Annotated in this window: 12 protein-coding genes and 3 pseudogenes; 2 read left to right on the top strand and 13 right to left on the bottom strand. The window is 51.9% G+C overall.

What is annotated here, in order from left to right; all coding sequences use genetic code 11:
• Positions 1 to 29: 29 nt before the first annotated feature.
• The 11 genes and pseudogenes from caiF to EQY_RS26210 all read right to left on the bottom strand — a co-directional run.
• Positions 30 to 254 (bottom strand): annotated as a pseudogene (gene caiF, locus EQY_RS0112785) (carnitine metabolism transcriptional regulator CaiF); the annotation flags it as partial.
• A 259-nt stretch (positions 255 to 513) separates the two neighbouring features.
• The gene (gene carB, locus EQY_RS0112780; RefSeq protein ID WP_001126394.1) at positions 514 to 3,735 is read right to left on the bottom strand and encodes a carbamoyl-phosphate synthase large subunit; all 3,222 of its coding nucleotides are present in this window, start codon (positions 3,733 to 3,735) and stop codon (positions 514 to 516) included.
• A 17-nt stretch (positions 3,736 to 3,752) separates the two neighbouring features.
• A complete protein-coding gene (carA, locus tag EQY_RS0112775) occupies positions 3,753 to 4,901 on the bottom strand; it encodes a glutamine-hydrolyzing carbamoyl-phosphate synthase small subunit (RefSeq protein ID WP_010345452.1) in 1,149 nt (382 codons plus the stop codon).
• 456 nt (positions 4,902 to 5,357) lie between these two features.
• A complete protein-coding gene (gene dapB, locus EQY_RS0112760) occupies positions 5,358 to 6,179 on the bottom strand; it encodes a 4-hydroxy-tetrahydrodipicolinate reductase (protein ID WP_000543577.1) in 822 nt (273 codons plus the stop codon).
• Positions 6,180 to 6,345: 166 nt separating this feature from the next.
• Positions 6,346 to 7,260 (bottom strand): ribonucleoside hydrolase RihC, encoded by a 915-nt coding sequence (rihC, locus tag EQY_RS0112755; protein WP_001239107.1) that lies wholly within the window; start codon positions 7,258 to 7,260, stop codon positions 6,346 to 6,348.
• 65 nt (positions 7,261 to 7,325) lie between these two features.
• The gene (gene ispH, locus EQY_RS0112750) at positions 7,326 to 8,276 is read right to left on the bottom strand and encodes a 4-hydroxy-3-methylbut-2-enyl diphosphate reductase (RefSeq protein ID WP_001166392.1); all 951 of its coding nucleotides are present in this window, start codon (positions 8,274 to 8,276) and stop codon (positions 7,326 to 7,328) included.
• Position 8,277: 1 nt separating this feature from the next.
• Complete coding sequence (fkpB, locus tag EQY_RS0112745; RefSeq protein ID WP_000004661.1) at positions 8,278 to 8,727, bottom strand: FKBP-type peptidyl-prolyl cis-trans isomerase; 450 nt, start codon at positions 8,725 to 8,727, stop codon at positions 8,278 to 8,280.
• A 106-nt stretch (positions 8,728 to 8,833) separates the two neighbouring features.
• Positions 8,834 to 9,328 carry a signal peptidase II gene (lspA, locus tag EQY_RS0112740; RefSeq protein WP_000083378.1) on the bottom strand — a complete coding sequence of 165 codons (495 nt, stop codon included), beginning with the start codon at positions 9,326 to 9,328 and terminating at the stop codon, positions 8,834 to 8,836.
• Positions 9,328 to 12,144 (bottom strand): isoleucine--tRNA ligase, encoded by a 2,817-nt coding sequence (gene ileS, locus EQY_RS0112735; RefSeq protein ID WP_001286815.1) that lies wholly within the window; start codon positions 12,142 to 12,144, stop codon positions 9,328 to 9,330. The genes lspA and ileS overlap by 1 nt, the downstream gene beginning before the upstream one ends.
• A 42-nt stretch (positions 12,145 to 12,186) precedes the next feature.
• A complete protein-coding gene (gene ribF / locus EQY_RS0112730) occupies positions 12,187 to 13,128 on the bottom strand; it encodes a bifunctional riboflavin kinase/FAD synthetase (protein WP_000767319.1) in 942 nt (313 codons plus the stop codon).
• A 7-nt stretch (positions 13,129 to 13,135) separates the two neighbouring features.
• Positions 13,136 to 13,353, bottom strand: a pseudogene (locus EQY_RS26210) (DUF2575 domain-containing protein).
• A 102-nt stretch (positions 13,354 to 13,455) separates the two neighbouring features.
• Between EQY_RS26210 and rpsT the strand changes: the two are divergent.
• Positions 13,456 to 13,719: a 30S ribosomal protein S20 gene (gene rpsT / locus EQY_RS0112720; protein WP_001274021.1), complete on the top strand. Its 264-nt coding sequence runs from the start codon at positions 13,456 to 13,458 to the stop codon at positions 13,717 to 13,719.
• A 95-nt stretch (positions 13,720 to 13,814) separates the two neighbouring features.
• Here the strand turns inward: rpsT and nhaR are convergent, their stop codons facing one another.
• Both nhaR and nhaA read right to left on the bottom strand, forming a co-directional pair.
• On the bottom strand, positions 13,815 to 14,720 hold the full coding sequence (gene nhaR, locus EQY_RS0112715) for a transcriptional activator NhaR (RefSeq protein WP_000062880.1): 906 nt from the start codon (positions 14,718 to 14,720) through the stop codon (positions 13,815 to 13,817).
• Positions 14,721 to 14,779: 59 nt separating this feature from the next.
• Positions 14,780 to 15,946, bottom strand: a complete 1,167-nt coding sequence (nhaA, locus tag EQY_RS0112710) for a Na+/H+ antiporter NhaA (protein WP_000681376.1) — start codon at positions 15,944 to 15,946, stop codon at positions 14,780 to 14,782.
• A 584-nt stretch (positions 15,947 to 16,530) separates the two neighbouring features.
• Between nhaA and EQY_RS26790 the strand changes: the two are divergent.
• Positions 16,531 to 16,601 (top strand): annotated as a pseudogene (locus EQY_RS26790) (hypothetical protein); the annotation flags it as partial.

The raw sequence follows: 16,601 nt of genomic DNA, 5'->3' as shown, positions 1-16,601 counted from the left end.
ACTAAATCAGTAAGTTGGCAGCATCACCGTCGCTGACACTGGCATCCCCGCCCTTCCAGCTTATTAGGGATCATCTTAACTTCGCAGCTTATTTCTGCGACTTCCGACAGAATATAAGTTAGGGTATTAATCGCCTTGCTGTGTTCAATATCGAAATGAATAGAGATCTCTCTTGCTATCACCCAGCGATTTTCAGCCATCATCCATTCGGCGATTAACAAATAGAGTGGTTTTTCAACATATCCTTCACACATACGAACTCCAGTTTCACAAATTAAAAGTCTGGCTATGACTCGTTTTGAAGCAATCAAACAAGGCCATATTAAAATTGTAGATATATCGATAGTATGCAACTTCCCTGTCAATAAGTGTGAGCTAAATCCTGCTTACATCATCAAAAATAGAGTTTCCCGGAAAGATTATCCTTACTGGTAAAAAAACGGTTCTCATCAGAGAACCGTATTAGTTATTCGATCAAATTGGCGGATAAAAAATATCTGCCATGACACGCTATTATTTGATCTGCGCGTGCATTTCCTGTACCGAAATAACTTTTTCGGTCGCATCGGCATTCAGTGCCATCGCAGTAGCAAAACCGCCGTTCAGGGTGGTGTCATAATGTACTTTATATTGCAGCGCGCTGCGACGAATCACGCGGGAGTCTTCAATCGCGCGACGACCTGACGTGGTGTTGATGATGTAGGTATATTCGCCATTCTTAATACGATCCTGAATGTGCGGACGACCTTCATGCACTTTGTTCACCAGACGTGGATTAATACCCGCTTCGCCCAGCACAATCGCCGTACCGTGGGTCGCATCCAGCTCGAAGCCCTGTTTCAGCAGTTTTGCCGCCAGATCAACCACGCGTTCTTTGTCGCCTTCACGCACGGAGAGCAGCGCACGACCGTGTTTCTTCATGGTGGAGTTACTACCCAGTTGCGCTTTAGCAAACGCTTCAGCGAAGGTGCGACCGACGCCCATCACTTCCCCGGTGGAGCGCATTTCTGGCCCTAACAGCGGGTCAACGCCGGGGAATTTGTTGAACGGCAGCACCACTTCTTTCACCGAGTAGTACGGCGGGATAACTTCTTTAGTTACGCCCTGCTCAGCCAGCGATTTGCCAGCCATCACGCGCGCCGCCACTTTTGCCAGCGGTACACCGGTGGCTTTGGAGACGAACGGAACGGTACGCGCCGCACGCGGGTTAACTTCAATCAGGTAGACTTCGTTGTTTTTCACTGCAAACTGCACGTTCATCAGACCGCGCACCTGCAATTCGAAGGCCAGTTTCTGCACCTGCTGGCGCATCACATCCTGAATTTCCTGGCTCAGTGTGTACGCAGGCAGAGAACACGCGGAGTCGCCGGAGTGCACGCCTGCCTGCTCGATGTGCTCCATGATGCCGCCAATCAGCACCATTTCGCCGTCGCAGATGGCGTCCACATCAACTTCTACCGCGTCATCAAGGAAATGATCCAGCAGCACCGGCGCATCGTTAGAGACACTCACCGCCGTCTGGAAGTAACGGCGCAGGTCGGCTTCATCGTAGACGATTTCCATCGCCCGACCGCCGAGAACGTAAGATGGGCGCACCACCAGCGGGTAGCCAATCTCTTTCGCCTTCTCAACCGCCATTTCAATAGCGGTAACGGTAGCGTTAGCCGGTTGTTTCAGTTTCAGACGGTCAACCGCGTGCTGGAAGCGTTCACGGTCTTCCGCGCGGTCGATGGCATCCGGGCTGGTGCCGATAACCGGTACGCCAGCGGCTTCCAGCGCACGTGCCAGTTTCAGCGGGGTCTGACCGCCGTACTGGACGATAACGCCTTTCGGCTTCTCGATACGCACGATTTCCAGCACATCTTCCAGGGTTACCGGCTCAAAGTAGAGACGGTCGGACGTGTCGTAGTCGGTAGAGACAGTTTCCGGGTTACAGTTAACCATAATGGTTTCGTAACCGTCTTCGCGCAGCGCCAGCGAGGCGTGTACGCAGCAGTAGTCGAATTCGATCCCCTGACCGATACGGTTCGGGCCGCCGCCGAGCACCATGATTTTTTCACGGTCAGTAGACGGATTCGCTTCGCACTCTTCTTCATAAGTGGAGTACATGTAAGCGGTGTCGGTAGCAAACTCTGCCGCACAGGTATCCACACGTTTGTAGACCGGATGCAAATCATACTGGTCGCGCAGCTTGCGGATTTCCGCTTCACGCACGCCCGCCAGTTTTGCCAGACGCGCATCAGCAAAGCCTTTGCGTTTTAGCTGGCGCAGGAAGTCAGCGTTCAGGCCAGTGATGCCCACTTCTGCCACTTTCTCTTCCAGACGCACCAGCTCTTCAATTTGCACCAGGAACCAGCGATCAATGTTGGTCAGGTTGAAAACGCCGTCTACAGACAAGCCCGCACGGAAGGCATCGGCGATGTACCAGATACGCTCTGCGCCGGCATCTTTCAGTTCGCGGCGGATTTTTGTCAGGGCTTCCGGGTCATCGAGGCTCACTTTCGGGTCGAAGCCGGTCGCACCGACTTCCAGGCCGCGCAGGGCTTTTTGCAAGGATTCCTGCTGCGTGCGACCAATCGCCATCACTTCGCCAACCGATTTCATCTGGGTGGTCAGACGGTCGTTCGCACCGGCGAATTTCTCGAAGTTGAAGCGAGGAATTTTAGTAACCACGTAGTCGATGGACGGTTCGAAGGAAGCCGGAGTACGCCCGCCGGTGATGTCGTTCATCAGCTCGTCAAGGGTGTAACCCACCGCCAGTTTCGCCGCCACTTTGGCAATCGGGAAGCCGGTAGCTTTTGATGCCAGCGCCGAAGAACGCGACACACGCGGGTTCATTTCGATAACAATCAGGCGACCGTTTTTCGGGTTAACCGCAAACTGAACGTTGGAACCGCCGGTTTCAACGCCAATTTCACGCAGTACCGCCATCGAGGCGTTACGCATGATTTGATATTCTTTGTCGGTCAGCGTCTGGGCTGGCGCCACGGTGATGGAGTCACCGGTGTGGATGCCCATCGCATCGAAGTTTTCGATAGAGCAGACGATGATGCAGTTGTCGTTTTTATCACGCACCACTTCCATCTCGTACTCTTTCCAGCCGATCAGCGACTCATCAATCAGCAGCTCTTTGGTCGGGGAGAGATCCAGACCACGGGCGCAAATTTCTTCAAACTCTTCGCGGTTATAGGCGATACCGCCACCACTACCGCCCATAGTAAAGCTAGGTCGAATGATGCACGGGAAGCCAACTTCAGCGGCAACCGCCAGCGCCTCTTCCATAGTATGTGCGATACCAGAACGCGCGGTTTCGAGGCCGATTTTCTTCATCGCCACGTCGAAACGGCGGCGGTCTTCTGCTTTATCAATCGCGTCGGCGGTAGCACCAATCATGGTCACACCGAACTCTTCCAGCACGCCCTGACGCTCAAGCTCAAGCGCACAGTTCAGCGCCGTCTGACCGCCCATCGTTGGCAGCACCGCATCCGGACGCTCTTTTTCAATAATCTTACGTACCACTTCCCAGTGAATCGGCTCGATGTAGGTCGCATCAGCCATTTCCGGGTCGGTCATGATGGTCGCCGGGTTGGAGTTCACCAGAATGACGCGGTAACCCTCTTCGCGAAGGGCTTTACATGCTTGCGCGCCAGAGTAGTCAAACTCACACGCCTGACCGATAACAATCGGGCCCGCACCCAGAATCAGGATACTTTTTATATCTGTACGTTTTGGCATGGCTCTTTTACTCCTGATTACTTAGCGGTTTTACGGTACTGCTCAATTAACTCGATAAAGTGGTCGAACAACGGCGCTGCGTCGTGTGGACCAGGGCTGGCTTCAGGGTGCCCCTGGAAGCTGAACGCCGGTTTATCGGTGCGATGAATCCCTTGTAACGTACCGTCGAACAGGGATTTATGTGTAACACGCAGGTTTGCAGGTAATGTTGCTTCGTCCACCGCAAAACCGTGGTTCTGGGCAGTGATCATCACCACGTTTTTCTCAATATCTTTCACCGGATGGTTGCCGCCGTGGTGACCAAATTTCATTTTGATGGTCTTCGCCCCACTTGCCAGCGCCAGCAGCTGATGACCGAGGCAGATACCAAATACCGGGATGTCGGTTTCGAGGAATTTCTGGATGGCGGTAATGGCGTAATCACACGGGGCCGGGTCGCCAGGACCGTTGGAGAGGAAGATGCCGTCTGGATTCATTTTCAGTACGTCTTCCGCAGAAGTTTGCGCCGGAACGATGGTCAGGCGACAGCCTCTGTCCACCAGCATCCGCAGGATGTTGCGCTTGGCACCGAAATCATAAGCCACGACGTGGAACGGCAGCTCGTCTTCTTTTTTCGCTTCTGGCAGGCCGCCGGTCAGCGTCCAACTCCCTTGTGTCCAGCTATAGGCTTCTGCGGTAGTCACTTCTTTTGCCAGATCCATACCATTGAGGCCAGGGAACGCGCGGGCTTTTTCTAATGCCAGCGCCGCATCCGGGTTGTCGCCCGCGATGATGCAGCCGTTCTGTGCGCCTTTCTCGCGCAGTAAACGCGTCAGCTTACGGGTATCGATATCGGCAATCGCTACGATGTTATGGCGCTTCAGGTAAGAAGAGAGGTCTTCGGTATTACGGAAGTTGCTGGCAATCAGCGGCAGGTCGCGAATCACCAGACCTTGTGCATGTACCTGAGAAGATTCTTCATCGGCGTCATTAGTGCCGACATTGCCAATATGGGGATAAGTAAGAGTAACGATTTGACGAGAATAGGAAGGATCAGTGAGGATTTCTTGATAACCGGTCATTGAAGTATTGAAAACGACTTCCCCAACCGCCGAACCTGTTGCCCCTATGGCCCGACCGTGAAACTGGGTTCCGTCTTCCAGAACCAATAGCGCTGACTTAATCAAAACACCCTCCAGAGAATATTCACTCACTTTATTTGCATATTAATTCACAATGATGCGATGAATCAATGCAAATCTGCTTACCGACGAATTTCTGGCAAACGGCGGCATTCTGGAGATATGGGCGCTAAAAGTCAACTCAATAGCGGGATTTATTATATAATTTTATGCCTCACATCTATTTTACAGGCACTAACCGACAAAAACACAATCTAACAAGGTCTGGAAAACGCTTGCGCAGCGAGAAGAATGTGTAAACAAAGAACACGAAGAAAAAAAGTGGACCAGATGGTCAAAATTTACATTAAAACAACAAAAGCAGAAGACAAAACATGTAATTTTTAGCACTTGAATAAAATTCAAAAACATAACACCAAAAACAAAAGGGCTTAAAATTAAAGCCCTTTATAATCAATAAATTAAATGTGTTATTTTTGCGTCATTACAAATGTTTTGTGGTTACAATTTATTGAGATTAAGCACATCTCTCATATCAAAAAGACCACTTTCCTTGCCACTCAGCCACAATGCCGATCTTACTGCGCCGTTAGCAAATGTCATGCGGCTGGAAGCCTTATGAGTGATCTCCAGACGTTCGCCGATATCGGCAAACATGGCGGTATGTTCACCCACGATGTCTCCGGCACGTACAGTGGCAAAACCTATCGTTCCGGGAACGCGTTCACCGGTATGCCCTTCGCGGCTGTAAACGGCACAATCTTTCAGATCTTTATCCAACGCATGGGCAATCGCTTCCCCCATCGCCAGCGCAGTGCCTGACGGCGCATCGACTTTATGTCGATGATGCGCTTCGATAATTTCGATATCAGTGTAGTCACCCATGACCTGAGCCGCTTTCTCCAGCAACTTAAGCATGACGTTGACACCGACGCTAAAGTTGGCGGCAAAGACAATCGCAATATCTTTGGCAGCTTCACCAATCGCCTGTTTACCTGCGTCATCAAAACCCGTGGTGCCAATCACCATCCCTTTGCCATGTTGGCGGCAAAAAGCGAGATGGTTCAGCGTACCTTCCGGACGGGTAAAATCGATAAACACATCAAAATCATCTTTTACAACATCAAGGCTGCTTTGTACGATAACGCCGGTTTTTCCTGCTCCAGCCAGTTCGCCAGCATCGCTGCCCAGTAAAGAAGATCCTTCGCGTTCCAGCGCCGCGCCAAGCTGCACGCCCTCTAATGCCAGCGCCGCCTGAATCAACTGGCGGCCCATACGCCCCCCGGCTCCCGCGATGGCAACGCGGATGTTTGCATCATGCATAGCTATTCTCTTTTGTTAATTTGCATAGACCGTTTTCAGAGTAACCAGCGCATCGCTACGCCGCCAGCCAAAAACGCTGATAATTAGAAATTAATGATAAACAGGGAGGGATATCAGTGAAAGGCATGAGTCAGTGAATGACTACATGCCGATAACATGTGACAGGTTACGGCGCCAGCGCCAGCACCTCCGCCACCCACTGCTGGAAACCTTTCACGTCCAGATCCAGCGCAACCTGAACATTTGCCGGTTTATCCAGCCGACCGTCAATATCGACGACTGTCGTACCCGCAGTAAATTCACCTTGTGTTTCTACCGCCACAAAACACGGCTTGAGAGTGAACAAGTCCGGGCGAACCAGCCAGGCAATGGCACAGAGATCGTGCATTCGCAGGCCACTTTGCATACTGCCGCTGCGGTAGTGGCTAAACAGTGCATGAAGCATTTTTCCGGTGCGATTCAATTCCGGTAGTGTGGTGAGATATTCGGGAGTGAGCATCGCCTGATTGGTGACGTCCAGGCCACACATCACAATCTCCAGTCCGCTCTGGAAGACCTGGGCCGCCGCTTCAGGATCAATCGCAATATTAAACTCGGCATTCGGCGTGAAATTGCCACGACCGGCAGAACCGCCCATGATCACCAGACGACGAATATGCGGTTTGCATTCCGGGCACTGTGAAAGCAATAGCGCGATATTCGTCAACGGCCCGATCGCCACCAGGGTAACGGGTTCAGGCGCGCACATTAGCGCATCACGAATCGCCAGAAACGCCGGTTTCTCCAGTGGTTTTCGATTGTGCTCAACGAAGTCATAACCATCCATGCCGGATTCGCCATGAACATAAGACGCATCACGCGGTGCGCGTACCAACGGTGTTGCCGCCCCCAGGGCGAGTGGGATATCCGCATCCCAGAAATGCAGCAATTGCAGCGCATTTCGGGTAGTTTTCTGCACCGATACATTGCCTCCGACAGTCGTCATCAGTTGGAGATCGAGTTGTGGGGCAAAGATCGCGGCAGCAATCGCTGCGGCATCGTCGATACCAGGGTCAGTATCCAAAAAAATCGGCAAGCGCATGTTTTCTCCATAAAAAATGCCGGTAATAAGACCGGCATTTTCGCATAACTTAGGCTGCTAATGACTTAATCAACTTCACGAATATCGACACGCAGCTCTTTCGGCACTTCGAAAACAATGTTTTCTTCACGGCCTTCAAGCGAAATGGCTTCACCACCGCCAAGCTGCTGTAAACGTGCGACGACGTTCTGTACCAGAATATCCGGAGCTGATGCGCCCGCAGTCACACCGACGCATTTCGCTTCTTTCACCCACTCTTCCTGGATATCTGCCGCATCGTCAATTAAAAACGCGCGTTTGCCCATACGCTGTGCCAGTTCCGCCAGACGGTTGGAGTTGGAGGAGTTTTTCGAACCGACCACCAGCACAACTTCCGCCTGCTCTGCCAGGGCGCGTACTGCTTCCTGACGGTTGGTAGTGGCGTAACAAATGTCATCTTTGCGCGGCCCGACAATTTTCGGGAAGCGTTTACGCAGCGCGTCGATAACATCAGACGTGTCATCCACCGACAGCGTGGTCTGGGTCATAAAAGAGAGCTTCTCTTCGTTTTTGACCGTCAGCTTCCATACGTCATCTGGCGATTCAACCAGATACATTCCCCCTTCCGGGTTGCTGTACTGTCCCATCGTCCCTTCCACTTCCGGGTGCCCGGCGTGGCCGATGAGAATAGATTCTTCACCACGACGACTAGCGCGGGCAACTTCCATATGCACTTTGGTCACCAGCGGACAGGTGGCGTCGAATACCGTCAGATCGCGACTTTTCGCTTCGTTGCGTACCGCCTGGGAAACGCCATGCGCAGAGAAAATCAGGATCGCGCCGTCCGGCACTTCGCTGATCTGCTCAATAAAGATAGCCCCACGCTCGCGCAGGCTATCGACCACGTAGCGGTTATGCACCACTTCGTGGCGGACATATATCGGTGCGCCGTAAATGGCCAGCGCGTTTTCAACAATGCTGATAGCGCGGTCTACCCCGGCACAAAAACCACGCGGGTTGGCCAACAGGATCTGCATGTTACGCCTCCAGTGCCGGATCGATTTCCAGCACTTCAATATCAAAATGAACGGTCTGCCCGGCCAGCGGATGGTTGAAATCAACGGTAATGGAGTCGCCGTTAATTTCGCGGATCACGCCAGGCATCTCACTGCCATCCATTGCGGTAAAAAGCATTATTGCGCCAATTTCTGGCTCGCCTGCATCCATAAACTCACGGCGGGAGAAGTACTGAATCAGGTCTGGTGACGGCACGCCAAACGCCGCATCTGGCTCCAGCGTGAAGGTGGTTTTATCGCCCACTTTCAGCCCCAGCAGATGTTGCTCCAGCCCTTCGGAAAGAGAAGCATCACCCAGGCGGAACAGCGCCGGTTTACCGTTGTTGCGGGTAGACTCGGCGGTAGTGCCATCGTCGAGTTTTAGCGTGAAGTGCACCAGGACGGCGCTATTGCTCTGTACAGATTCAGACATGCAGGTTTGCTCTTGTATTTGAGGATTTTTGCCGGATGCGGCCTACGATTTCGCAGCAATCGGTAGGCCGGATAAGATGCGTCAGCATCGCATCCGGCAGGGTTTATTATTGTTTTTTCGCTTTAGAAGGTAAAAAACCTTCCAGCACAATCAATGCCGCACCGACACAGATTGCGCTATCGGCGAGGTTGAAGGTGGCGAAATGCCAGTCGCCGACGTAGAAGTCGATCATATCGACCACAAAGCCGTGCCACAGACGGTCGAACAGGTTGCCCAGTGCGCCGCCAATAATCAGCGCGTAAGCGATATTGTTTAGCTTTTGCGTAGCCTTCGAGCGATACATCATCACCGTCAGGATCACACTAATACCAATCGCAATACCGGCAAAAAACCAACGCTGCCAGCCGCCGCTATCGGCAAGGAAACTAAACGCCGCGCCATAGTTACGCGCATAATGCAGATTAAGCGACGGGAACAGCGGAACCGTATCCCCCAGAGCAAAGTTCTGGAGGATCAGGTATTTGCTGCCCAGATCGATAATCAGCACGACTACCACCAGCCACAGCCAGCGTAGCCCTGTTGAACAGATCGATTGACTCATCAGGCAAACTTACGTTTTTCACCGTCGCCGGCGACGTTGCTGACACAGCGGCCGCAGATTTCTGCGTGTTCCGCCACCTTGCCGACATCCTGGGTGTAGTGCCAGCAGCGTGGGCACTTATCACCTTCGGCTTTACTCAACGCGACTTTCAGCCCTTTGAGTACTTCGCTCTGCTGCGCATCAGCAGGTGCGTCGTTATAGTCTGCAACGGCAGCGCCAGAGGTCAACAGGACAAATCGTAATTCATCACCCAGCGCGGTCAGTTTCGCCGCCAGTTCGGGTTCCGCGTACAGGGTCACTGCCGCTTCCAGAGAACCGCCGACTTTCTTATCCGCACGAGCCTGCTCGATGACTTTGTTCACTTCGCCACGCACTTTCAGCAGCTCGTCCCAGAATGCATCGTTCATCGCTTCGCTGTCTGCCAGACCAAACAGGCCTTCGTACCACTCACCGGTGAAGACGTATTTTTCACGCTCGCCCGGCAGGTAGCCCCACACTTCATCAGCGGTGAAGGAGAGGATCGGCGCCATCCAGCGCACCAGCGCTTCTGCAATGTGATACAGCGCAGTCTGGCAGCTACGACGCGCCACGCTGTCCGCTTTAGCGGTGTACTGACGGTCTTTGATGATGTCGAGGTAGAAAGAGCCCATCTCAACGGAGCAGAAGCGCATCAGGCGCTGTACCACTTCGTGGAAATCGTATGCTTCGTAAGCCTTGAGGATGTCTTCCTGAGCCGCTTTCGCACAACCCACGGCCCATCTGTCCAGTACCACCATCTCTTCCGGTTTCACCATATCTTTTGCTGGATCGAAACCATTGAGGTTTGCCAGCAGGAAGCGCGCGGTGTTACGGATACGACGATAGCTGTCAGCAGCACGTTTCAGGATCTCGTCAGAAACAGCCATTTCGCCGGTGTAGTCGGTTGATGCCACCCACAGACGCAGAATATCCGCGCCAAGTTTGTTCATCACATCCTGCGGCGAAACGGTGTTGCCGATGGATTTAGACATCTTGCGACCCTGACCATCCACGGTAAAGCCGTGGGTCAGTACCTGACGATACGGCGCTTTGCCTTTCATCGCGGTGGAGATCATTAGGGAAGACATGAACCAACCACGGTGCTGGTCAGAACCTTCCAGATACATGTCCGCTGCGTGACCGGCAAATTCCGGACGCACGTCAACAACGGAAGAGTGGGTAGATCCGGAGTCAAACCATACATCCAATGTGTCCGGCACTTTCACGTACTGATCAGCTTCATCGCCGAGGATCTCTTTCGCATCAAGATCCCACCACGCCTGGATGCCGTCAACTTCAACGCGTTTTGCCACTTCTTCCATTAGTTCGAGGGTACGCGGATGCAGCTCTTCCGTGTCTTTGTGCACGAACAGTGACATCGGTACGCCCCAGGTGCGCTGACGGGAGATACACCAGTCAGGACGGTTAGCAACCATCGACTCGATACGCGCCTGGCCCCAGTCCGGGATCCACTGCACACCTTTGATCTCTTTCAGTGACTGCGCACGCAGACCTTTCTGATCCATGCTGACGAACCACTGCGGCGTCGCGCGGAAGATGATCGGCGTTTTGTGACGCCAGCAGCACGGATAGCTGTGCTGCATTTTCTCAACATGCAACAGCGCGCCTTTTTCCTGCAGCAGCGCAACGACGATGTCGTTCGCTTTGAAGACGTTCACGCCATCCAGCGTCGGGTAAGTGCCCGGCAGATAAGTGCCGTCCGGACCAACCGGGTTAGCGGTTTCCAGGCCGTATTTCTGACCAATCACATAGTCGTCCGGGCCGTGGCCAGGCGCGGTGTGAACAGCACCAGTACCGGCATCCAGGGTAACGTGATCGCCGAGGATTGCCGGAACGTCGAAGCCCATAAACGGATGAGTAAAGCGCAGCAGCTCAAGCTCTGCACCTTTCACCGTGCCGAGAATGGTGTAATCGGTAACGCCGATACGTTGCATTACGCTTTCAACCAGATCTTTCGCCAGAATCACGGCCTGACCGTCGATCTGCACCAGCGCATAGTCGAAATCCGGTGCAATGGAGATTGCGCGGTTTGCAGGCAGAGTCCACGGCGTAGTAGTCCAGATAACCAGCGAGATTGGGCCGTTAACGTTGCTGACGCCAAATTTTGCTTTCAGCGCATCCTGAGCGACTGCCTGGAAAGCAACGTCGATGGACGGAGAGGTTTTGTCGTAATACTCAACTTCCGCTTCAGCCAGCGCAGAACGGCAGTCAACGCACCAGTGTACCGGCTTCGCACCTTTGTGCAGGTGACCGTTGCCGATGATCTTACCCAGCGCGCGAATGATGTTGGCTTCAGTTTTGAAGTCCATGGTCAGGTACGGGTGCGACCAGTCGCCCAGCACGCCCAGACGGATAAAGTCTTTGCGCTGACCGTCAACCTGGGTCGCAGCGTATTCGCGGCACTTGGCGCGGAACTCGGCGGCGGTGAATTTCTCACCCGGTTTACCGTATTCTTGCTCTACTTTCAGTTCGATCGGCAGACCGTGGCAGTCCCAGCCTGGCACATACGGCGAGTCATAACCGGAAAGCCCTTTGGACTTGATGATTATGTCTTTCAGAATCTTGTTAACCGAGTGACCAATATGAATGCTGCCATTCGCATATGGAGGGCCATCATGCAGAATGAAGGTTTTTTTGCCTTTTTTAGCCGCACGAATGATGCCGTACAGGTCATCATCAGTCCAACGCGCCAGCATTCCCGGTTCGCGTTTGGCAAGATCGCCACGCATCGGGAACCCTGTTTCCGGCAAATTCAGGGTTGATTTATAGTCACTCATCAGATTCTCGGTTCCGTATTTCGGTTTGATTACATAACAGGCTTAAGCCGGTTTTGTTAGCCCAAAAAATTCGCGGGCGGTTAATTCATCACGCGCAATCTGCGCTTTCAGTTCGTCCAGCGACGCAAATCGCTGCTCACTGCGTATTTTTTTACGCAGCACTACTTGTATATGGCGACCGTACAGGTCCATTGCAACATCTAACAAATGCACTTCCAGCTGCTGGCGAATACCGGCAACCGTAGGGCGTGTTCCGATGTTTGCCACGCCGGGTAACGGCTTTTCACCGAGGCCCAGCACTTCTACCGCATAAACCCCTTTCACCGGGGAAACCTGACGGCGTAGCGGTACATTCGCCGTCGGGAAACCAATAGTGCGCCCTAACTCATCACCGTGGACTACACGCCCGGAAATGGCAAACGGGTGCCCCAGTAAACTTTCCGCCAGAGCCAGATTGTCATCCGCCAGCGCCTGACGCACGGCGGTGCTGCTGATACGCACGCCACCTTCGCAAAAAGTTTGCGTACTGGTGATATCGAAGCCGTATTCCATGCCAGCTTTCTGTAATAACAAGAAATCACCTTCACGACCAGCGCCAAAGCGGAAATCATCACCAACAGCCAGAAATTTTACCCGCAAATGCTTCACCAGAAGATCGCTGATGAAATTTTGCGCGGTTAACGCCGCGAAACGTCTGTCGAAACGCACGCACAGCACGTAATCAACGCCACACTCTGCAAGGTAACGCAGTTTTTCCCGCAGTCGGGTCAGACGTGCCGGGGCTTTGTCGGTAGCAAACAGTTCCAGCGGTTGAGGCTCAAAAATCATCACCATCACCGGTAAGTTGCGCTTGCGCCCTTCTTCCTGCAACCCTTGCAACAGCGCGCGATGACCACGATGCACGCCGTCGAAATTACCAATAGTCAGCACACACCCTTCTTGCGGGGCCTGGCTGAGATTATGTATGCCGCGTATCAGCTTCATGTCTGGCTCAAAACAGTGAAAATCGTCCGAGTATACCTTGTACAGCGGTCAAGGTTAACCGGCGATTGAGTACTGAAATCAGAAAGAAGTGGCTTTTCATTGCTATGGCGCAAATCACGGTAAGAAACTAACGACCTGCTGCAATTTTATCGCGGAAAAGCTGTATTCACACCACGCAAGCTGGTAGAATCCTGCGCCATCACTACGTAACGAGCGCCGCCATATTAACGGCGCTTATTTGCACAAATCCATTGACAAAAGAAGGCTAAAAGGGCATATTCCTCGGCCTTTGAATTGTCCATATAGAACACATTTGGGAGTTGGACCTTGGCTAATATCAAATCAGCTAAGAAGCGCGCCATTCAGTCTGAAAAGGCTCGTAAGCACAACGCAAGCCGTCGCTCTATGATGCGTACTTTCATCAAGAAAGTATACGCAGCTATCGAAGCTGGCGACAAAGCTGCTGCACAGAAAGCATTTAACGAAATGCAACCGATCGTGGACCGTCAGGCTGCTAAAGGTCTGATCCACAAAAACAAAGCTGCACGTCATAAGGCTAACCTGACTGCGCAGATCAACAAACTGGCTTAATCGCCTTTTGTTGTCAGCTTTGTAAAAAAACCCGCGTAAGCGGGTTTTTTTATGTCTCCAGCAGGCCGAAACTGCAGCCTGCAAAGTACGAATAGTTATTTCGCGGCTGGCGTAAACAGCGCAGAGTAATCGGCATTGCAAATACGCTGTACCGCAGGGTGTTGAATCATCCTTTCGGCAAAAATCGCATGGTACTCTTCCATGACGTTCTCAACTCGCCCAATCTCCACAACCGAGTTATCATTATAAAAATCATTGGCATATAGCGAAGGCGCAACGAAAATAGCGTTATGCGTCGCCCCAAAGGCTTTCATCAACGCCGCATCATCAAACTCCCCCAGAATTTCAACGTTTAAGCCCTGAGAGTTAAACCAGTTTAATAGCTTGCGTCCCAACATTGAGCGACGCCCCGGAATAAGTAAACGACGCTCTTCCAGACAGGCAGGAAACGGCTTTTCCGGCAGCGGGTTAGTACACCAGAAACTGACGCCACACTCGCCAATTTTCATGGAAAACAGCCCTTCTTGTTGGGTGGAGTCGATCGGACAGTCAGAGATGATCATATCCAGCTTATGCTGACTCAACTGCTCTAACAGCATCTCGTGCGTCGATTCGAAACAGCGTAGATGGATCTGCTCGTCTTCTACAACGGCTGCATCCAGAACACTGCTGACCAGGCGTTTGGAAAGGGCATCTGCCACACCAACATCAAATAATAAGTTGGACTCTTTGCGATAGTTGACGATATCCAGCATTTCCTGGCTTAACGTGAACATTTTATCGGCATAGCGATAGACCAGTTCCCCCAGTTCACTGGGTTCCAGACCGCGTCCTTTACGCTTAAATAATTTCCCTTGCAGGCGCTCTTCCAGCGCCCGGATCTGTCCGGTAATGGTTTGTGGTGTTAAATAAAGCGCCTCCGCTGCGCCAACCACAGAGCCTTCTTTGTAGACATGCCAGAAGTAATACAAGTGGTTGTAATTGATATGAGACATGCTCATTTCTCTCCCTGATAAGAATGAAAAGGGAGCCATTTATGGCTCCCCGGAACATCGTCCTGTCAAACTGATGGACGTAAACGAATGCGTAACCAGCTATATCCAATTACCGCCGAAGAGATTGAGCCAACCAGAATGCCCAATTTCGCCCAGTTAATCAGTTCTGGATCTACGCTACCAAAAGCCAGGCTGGCGATAAAGATAGACATAGTAAAACCGATACCGCACAGGATACCAACCGCCATAATTTGCTGATAAGTGGTTCCCTCCGGCAAATGCGCCAGTTTCAAACGCAGCGCCAGCCAGCAGAACAAACTAATACCCAACGGCTTGCCAATCAGCAAACCGGCGATGATCCCTAATGGCAGGATGGAGGTCAGGCCATCCAGCGTCACGCCTTGCAGAGAAACGCCGGCATTGGCAAAAGCAAACAACGGCAAAATCAGATAAGCCACCCACGGATGCAATACATGCTCCAGGCGCTTCGCCGGAGAACGACCATGCTTCTCTTTCAATGGAATAAAGAAACCGACAATGACGCCTGCCAGCGTTGCGTGGACGCCTGATTTCAACACTGCAGTCCACAACACCACGCCGACCAGAATATAAACTCCCGTGCGGCGAACACCACAAATGTTCAGCACCGCGAGCACCGCAATTGCTACAGCAGCAACGCCAAGAGAGGCCATTGACAAGTCATTAGTGTAAAACAAGGCGATGATAATGATGGCTCCAAGATCGTCGATAATAGCCAGTGCCATCAAAAAAATCTTCAGTGCTAACGGTACACGGCTTCCCAATAACGCCAGGACACCGAGGGCAAAGGCAATATCAGTCGCCGCCGGGATTGCCCACCCTTCACGAGTGATAGGATCGGCGTAGTTAAAGGCCAAATAGAGCAATGCCGGGACAATCATCCCGCCGATTGCGGCAATAACCGGAAACGCAGCCTGGCGCAAACTGGCCAGCGATCCTTGCATCAGCTCGCGTTTAACTTCCAGACCAACTAACAGGAAAAATATCGCCATTAGCGCGTCATTTATCCATAACAGCATGTTTTTATTGATTTCAAGAGAACCTACCCGCAGCTGAACCGGCGTCTCAAGAAAGTCGTGATACCATCCACTGGTTGCACCGCTATTGGCCATAATCATCGCCAGAACAGCGGCAATGATGAGAATAATGCCTCCCGAGGCATCACTGCTAAAGAATCGATGCAGATGTTTCACTTTTTATTTCTCTTTCAGGTGAATAGATCGTTTTTACTATTTTACTCTGCACGAATCATCGTTAAAATCAGATTATAGTGTAGGAACAATTCGCTTTTAACGATCTATAAAGAAGATTATGTCACCAGCAGAGGAAGTGTTGTTGGCGCTCGAAAGCGGTGGCTGATGACCTCAAACCCTGATAATCATAGCCTAATGTCAAGATTTCTGAGGGGTTTATTCGGAATAAGTAATAATTAATTTGCAATAAACCGGAGCTGTTTGTTAAGGCGATATTTCAAATATCTCCAATTTATCGTCCATAATCGCAATAAAAAGCTAAATCAAAGTTAACTAATTGAATCCTTAAAAAAATTACGCCATAAAAATGCGAGGCGTCTTCAGGATTAGAATCGATAAAACAGAATGGATTAAAGAGAGCAGTATAATAGCGGCGGGTGCTTGAGGCTGTCTGTCTCAGGCATTAGCTGGATGGCAGATAGAGAAAAGCCCCGAGTGATATTTTACCATCAACCCGAGGCCCCCTATATGCAGACCCATGTAGAGTGCCTCTTACTGACCGTAAGGTCAAGGAGAAGAGAGCAATGAAGCAGCATAAGGCGATGATAGTCGCCCTGATCGTCATCTGTATCACCGCCGTAGTGGCGGGGCGGGG

The sequence above is a fragment of the Escherichia sp. TW14182 genome, assembly GCF_000208525.1.
GTDB lineage: Bacteria > Pseudomonadota > Gammaproteobacteria > Enterobacterales > Enterobacteriaceae > Escherichia > Escherichia ruysiae.
Note: the sequence above shows the minus strand (reverse complement) of the source record. Positions and strands in the feature narration are given on the sequence as shown.

Coding starts and splice junctions, on each gene's coding strand:
- carB (WP_001126394.1), bottom strand. CDS start 3,735: ATGCCAAAACGTACAGATATAAAAAGTATCCTGATTCTGGGTGCGGGC.
- dapB (WP_000543577.1), bottom strand. CDS start 6,179: ATGCATGATGCAAACATCCGCGTTGCCATCGCGGGAGCCGGGGGGCGT.
- rihC (WP_001239107.1), bottom strand. CDS start 7,260: ATGCGCTTGCCGATTTTTTTGGATACTGACCCTGGTATCGACGATGCC.
- ispH (WP_001166392.1), bottom strand. CDS start 8,276: ATGCAGATCCTGTTGGCCAACCCGCGTGGTTTTTGTGCCGGGGTAGAC.
- fkpB (WP_000004661.1), bottom strand. CDS start 8,727: ATGTCTGAATCTGTACAGAGCAATAGCGCCGTCCTGGTGCACTTCACG.
- lspA (WP_000083378.1), bottom strand. CDS start 9,328: ATGAGTCAATCGATCTGTTCAACAGGGCTACGCTGGCTGTGGCTGGTG.
- ileS (WP_001286815.1), bottom strand. CDS start 12,144: ATGAGTGACTATAAATCAACCCTGAATTTGCCGGAAACAGGGTTCCCG.
- ribF (WP_000767319.1), bottom strand. CDS start 13,128: ATGAAGCTGATACGCGGCATACATAATCTCAGCCAGGCCCCGCAAGAA.
- nhaR (WP_000062880.1), bottom strand. CDS start 14,720: ATGAGCATGTCTCATATCAATTACAACCACTTGTATTACTTCTGGCAT.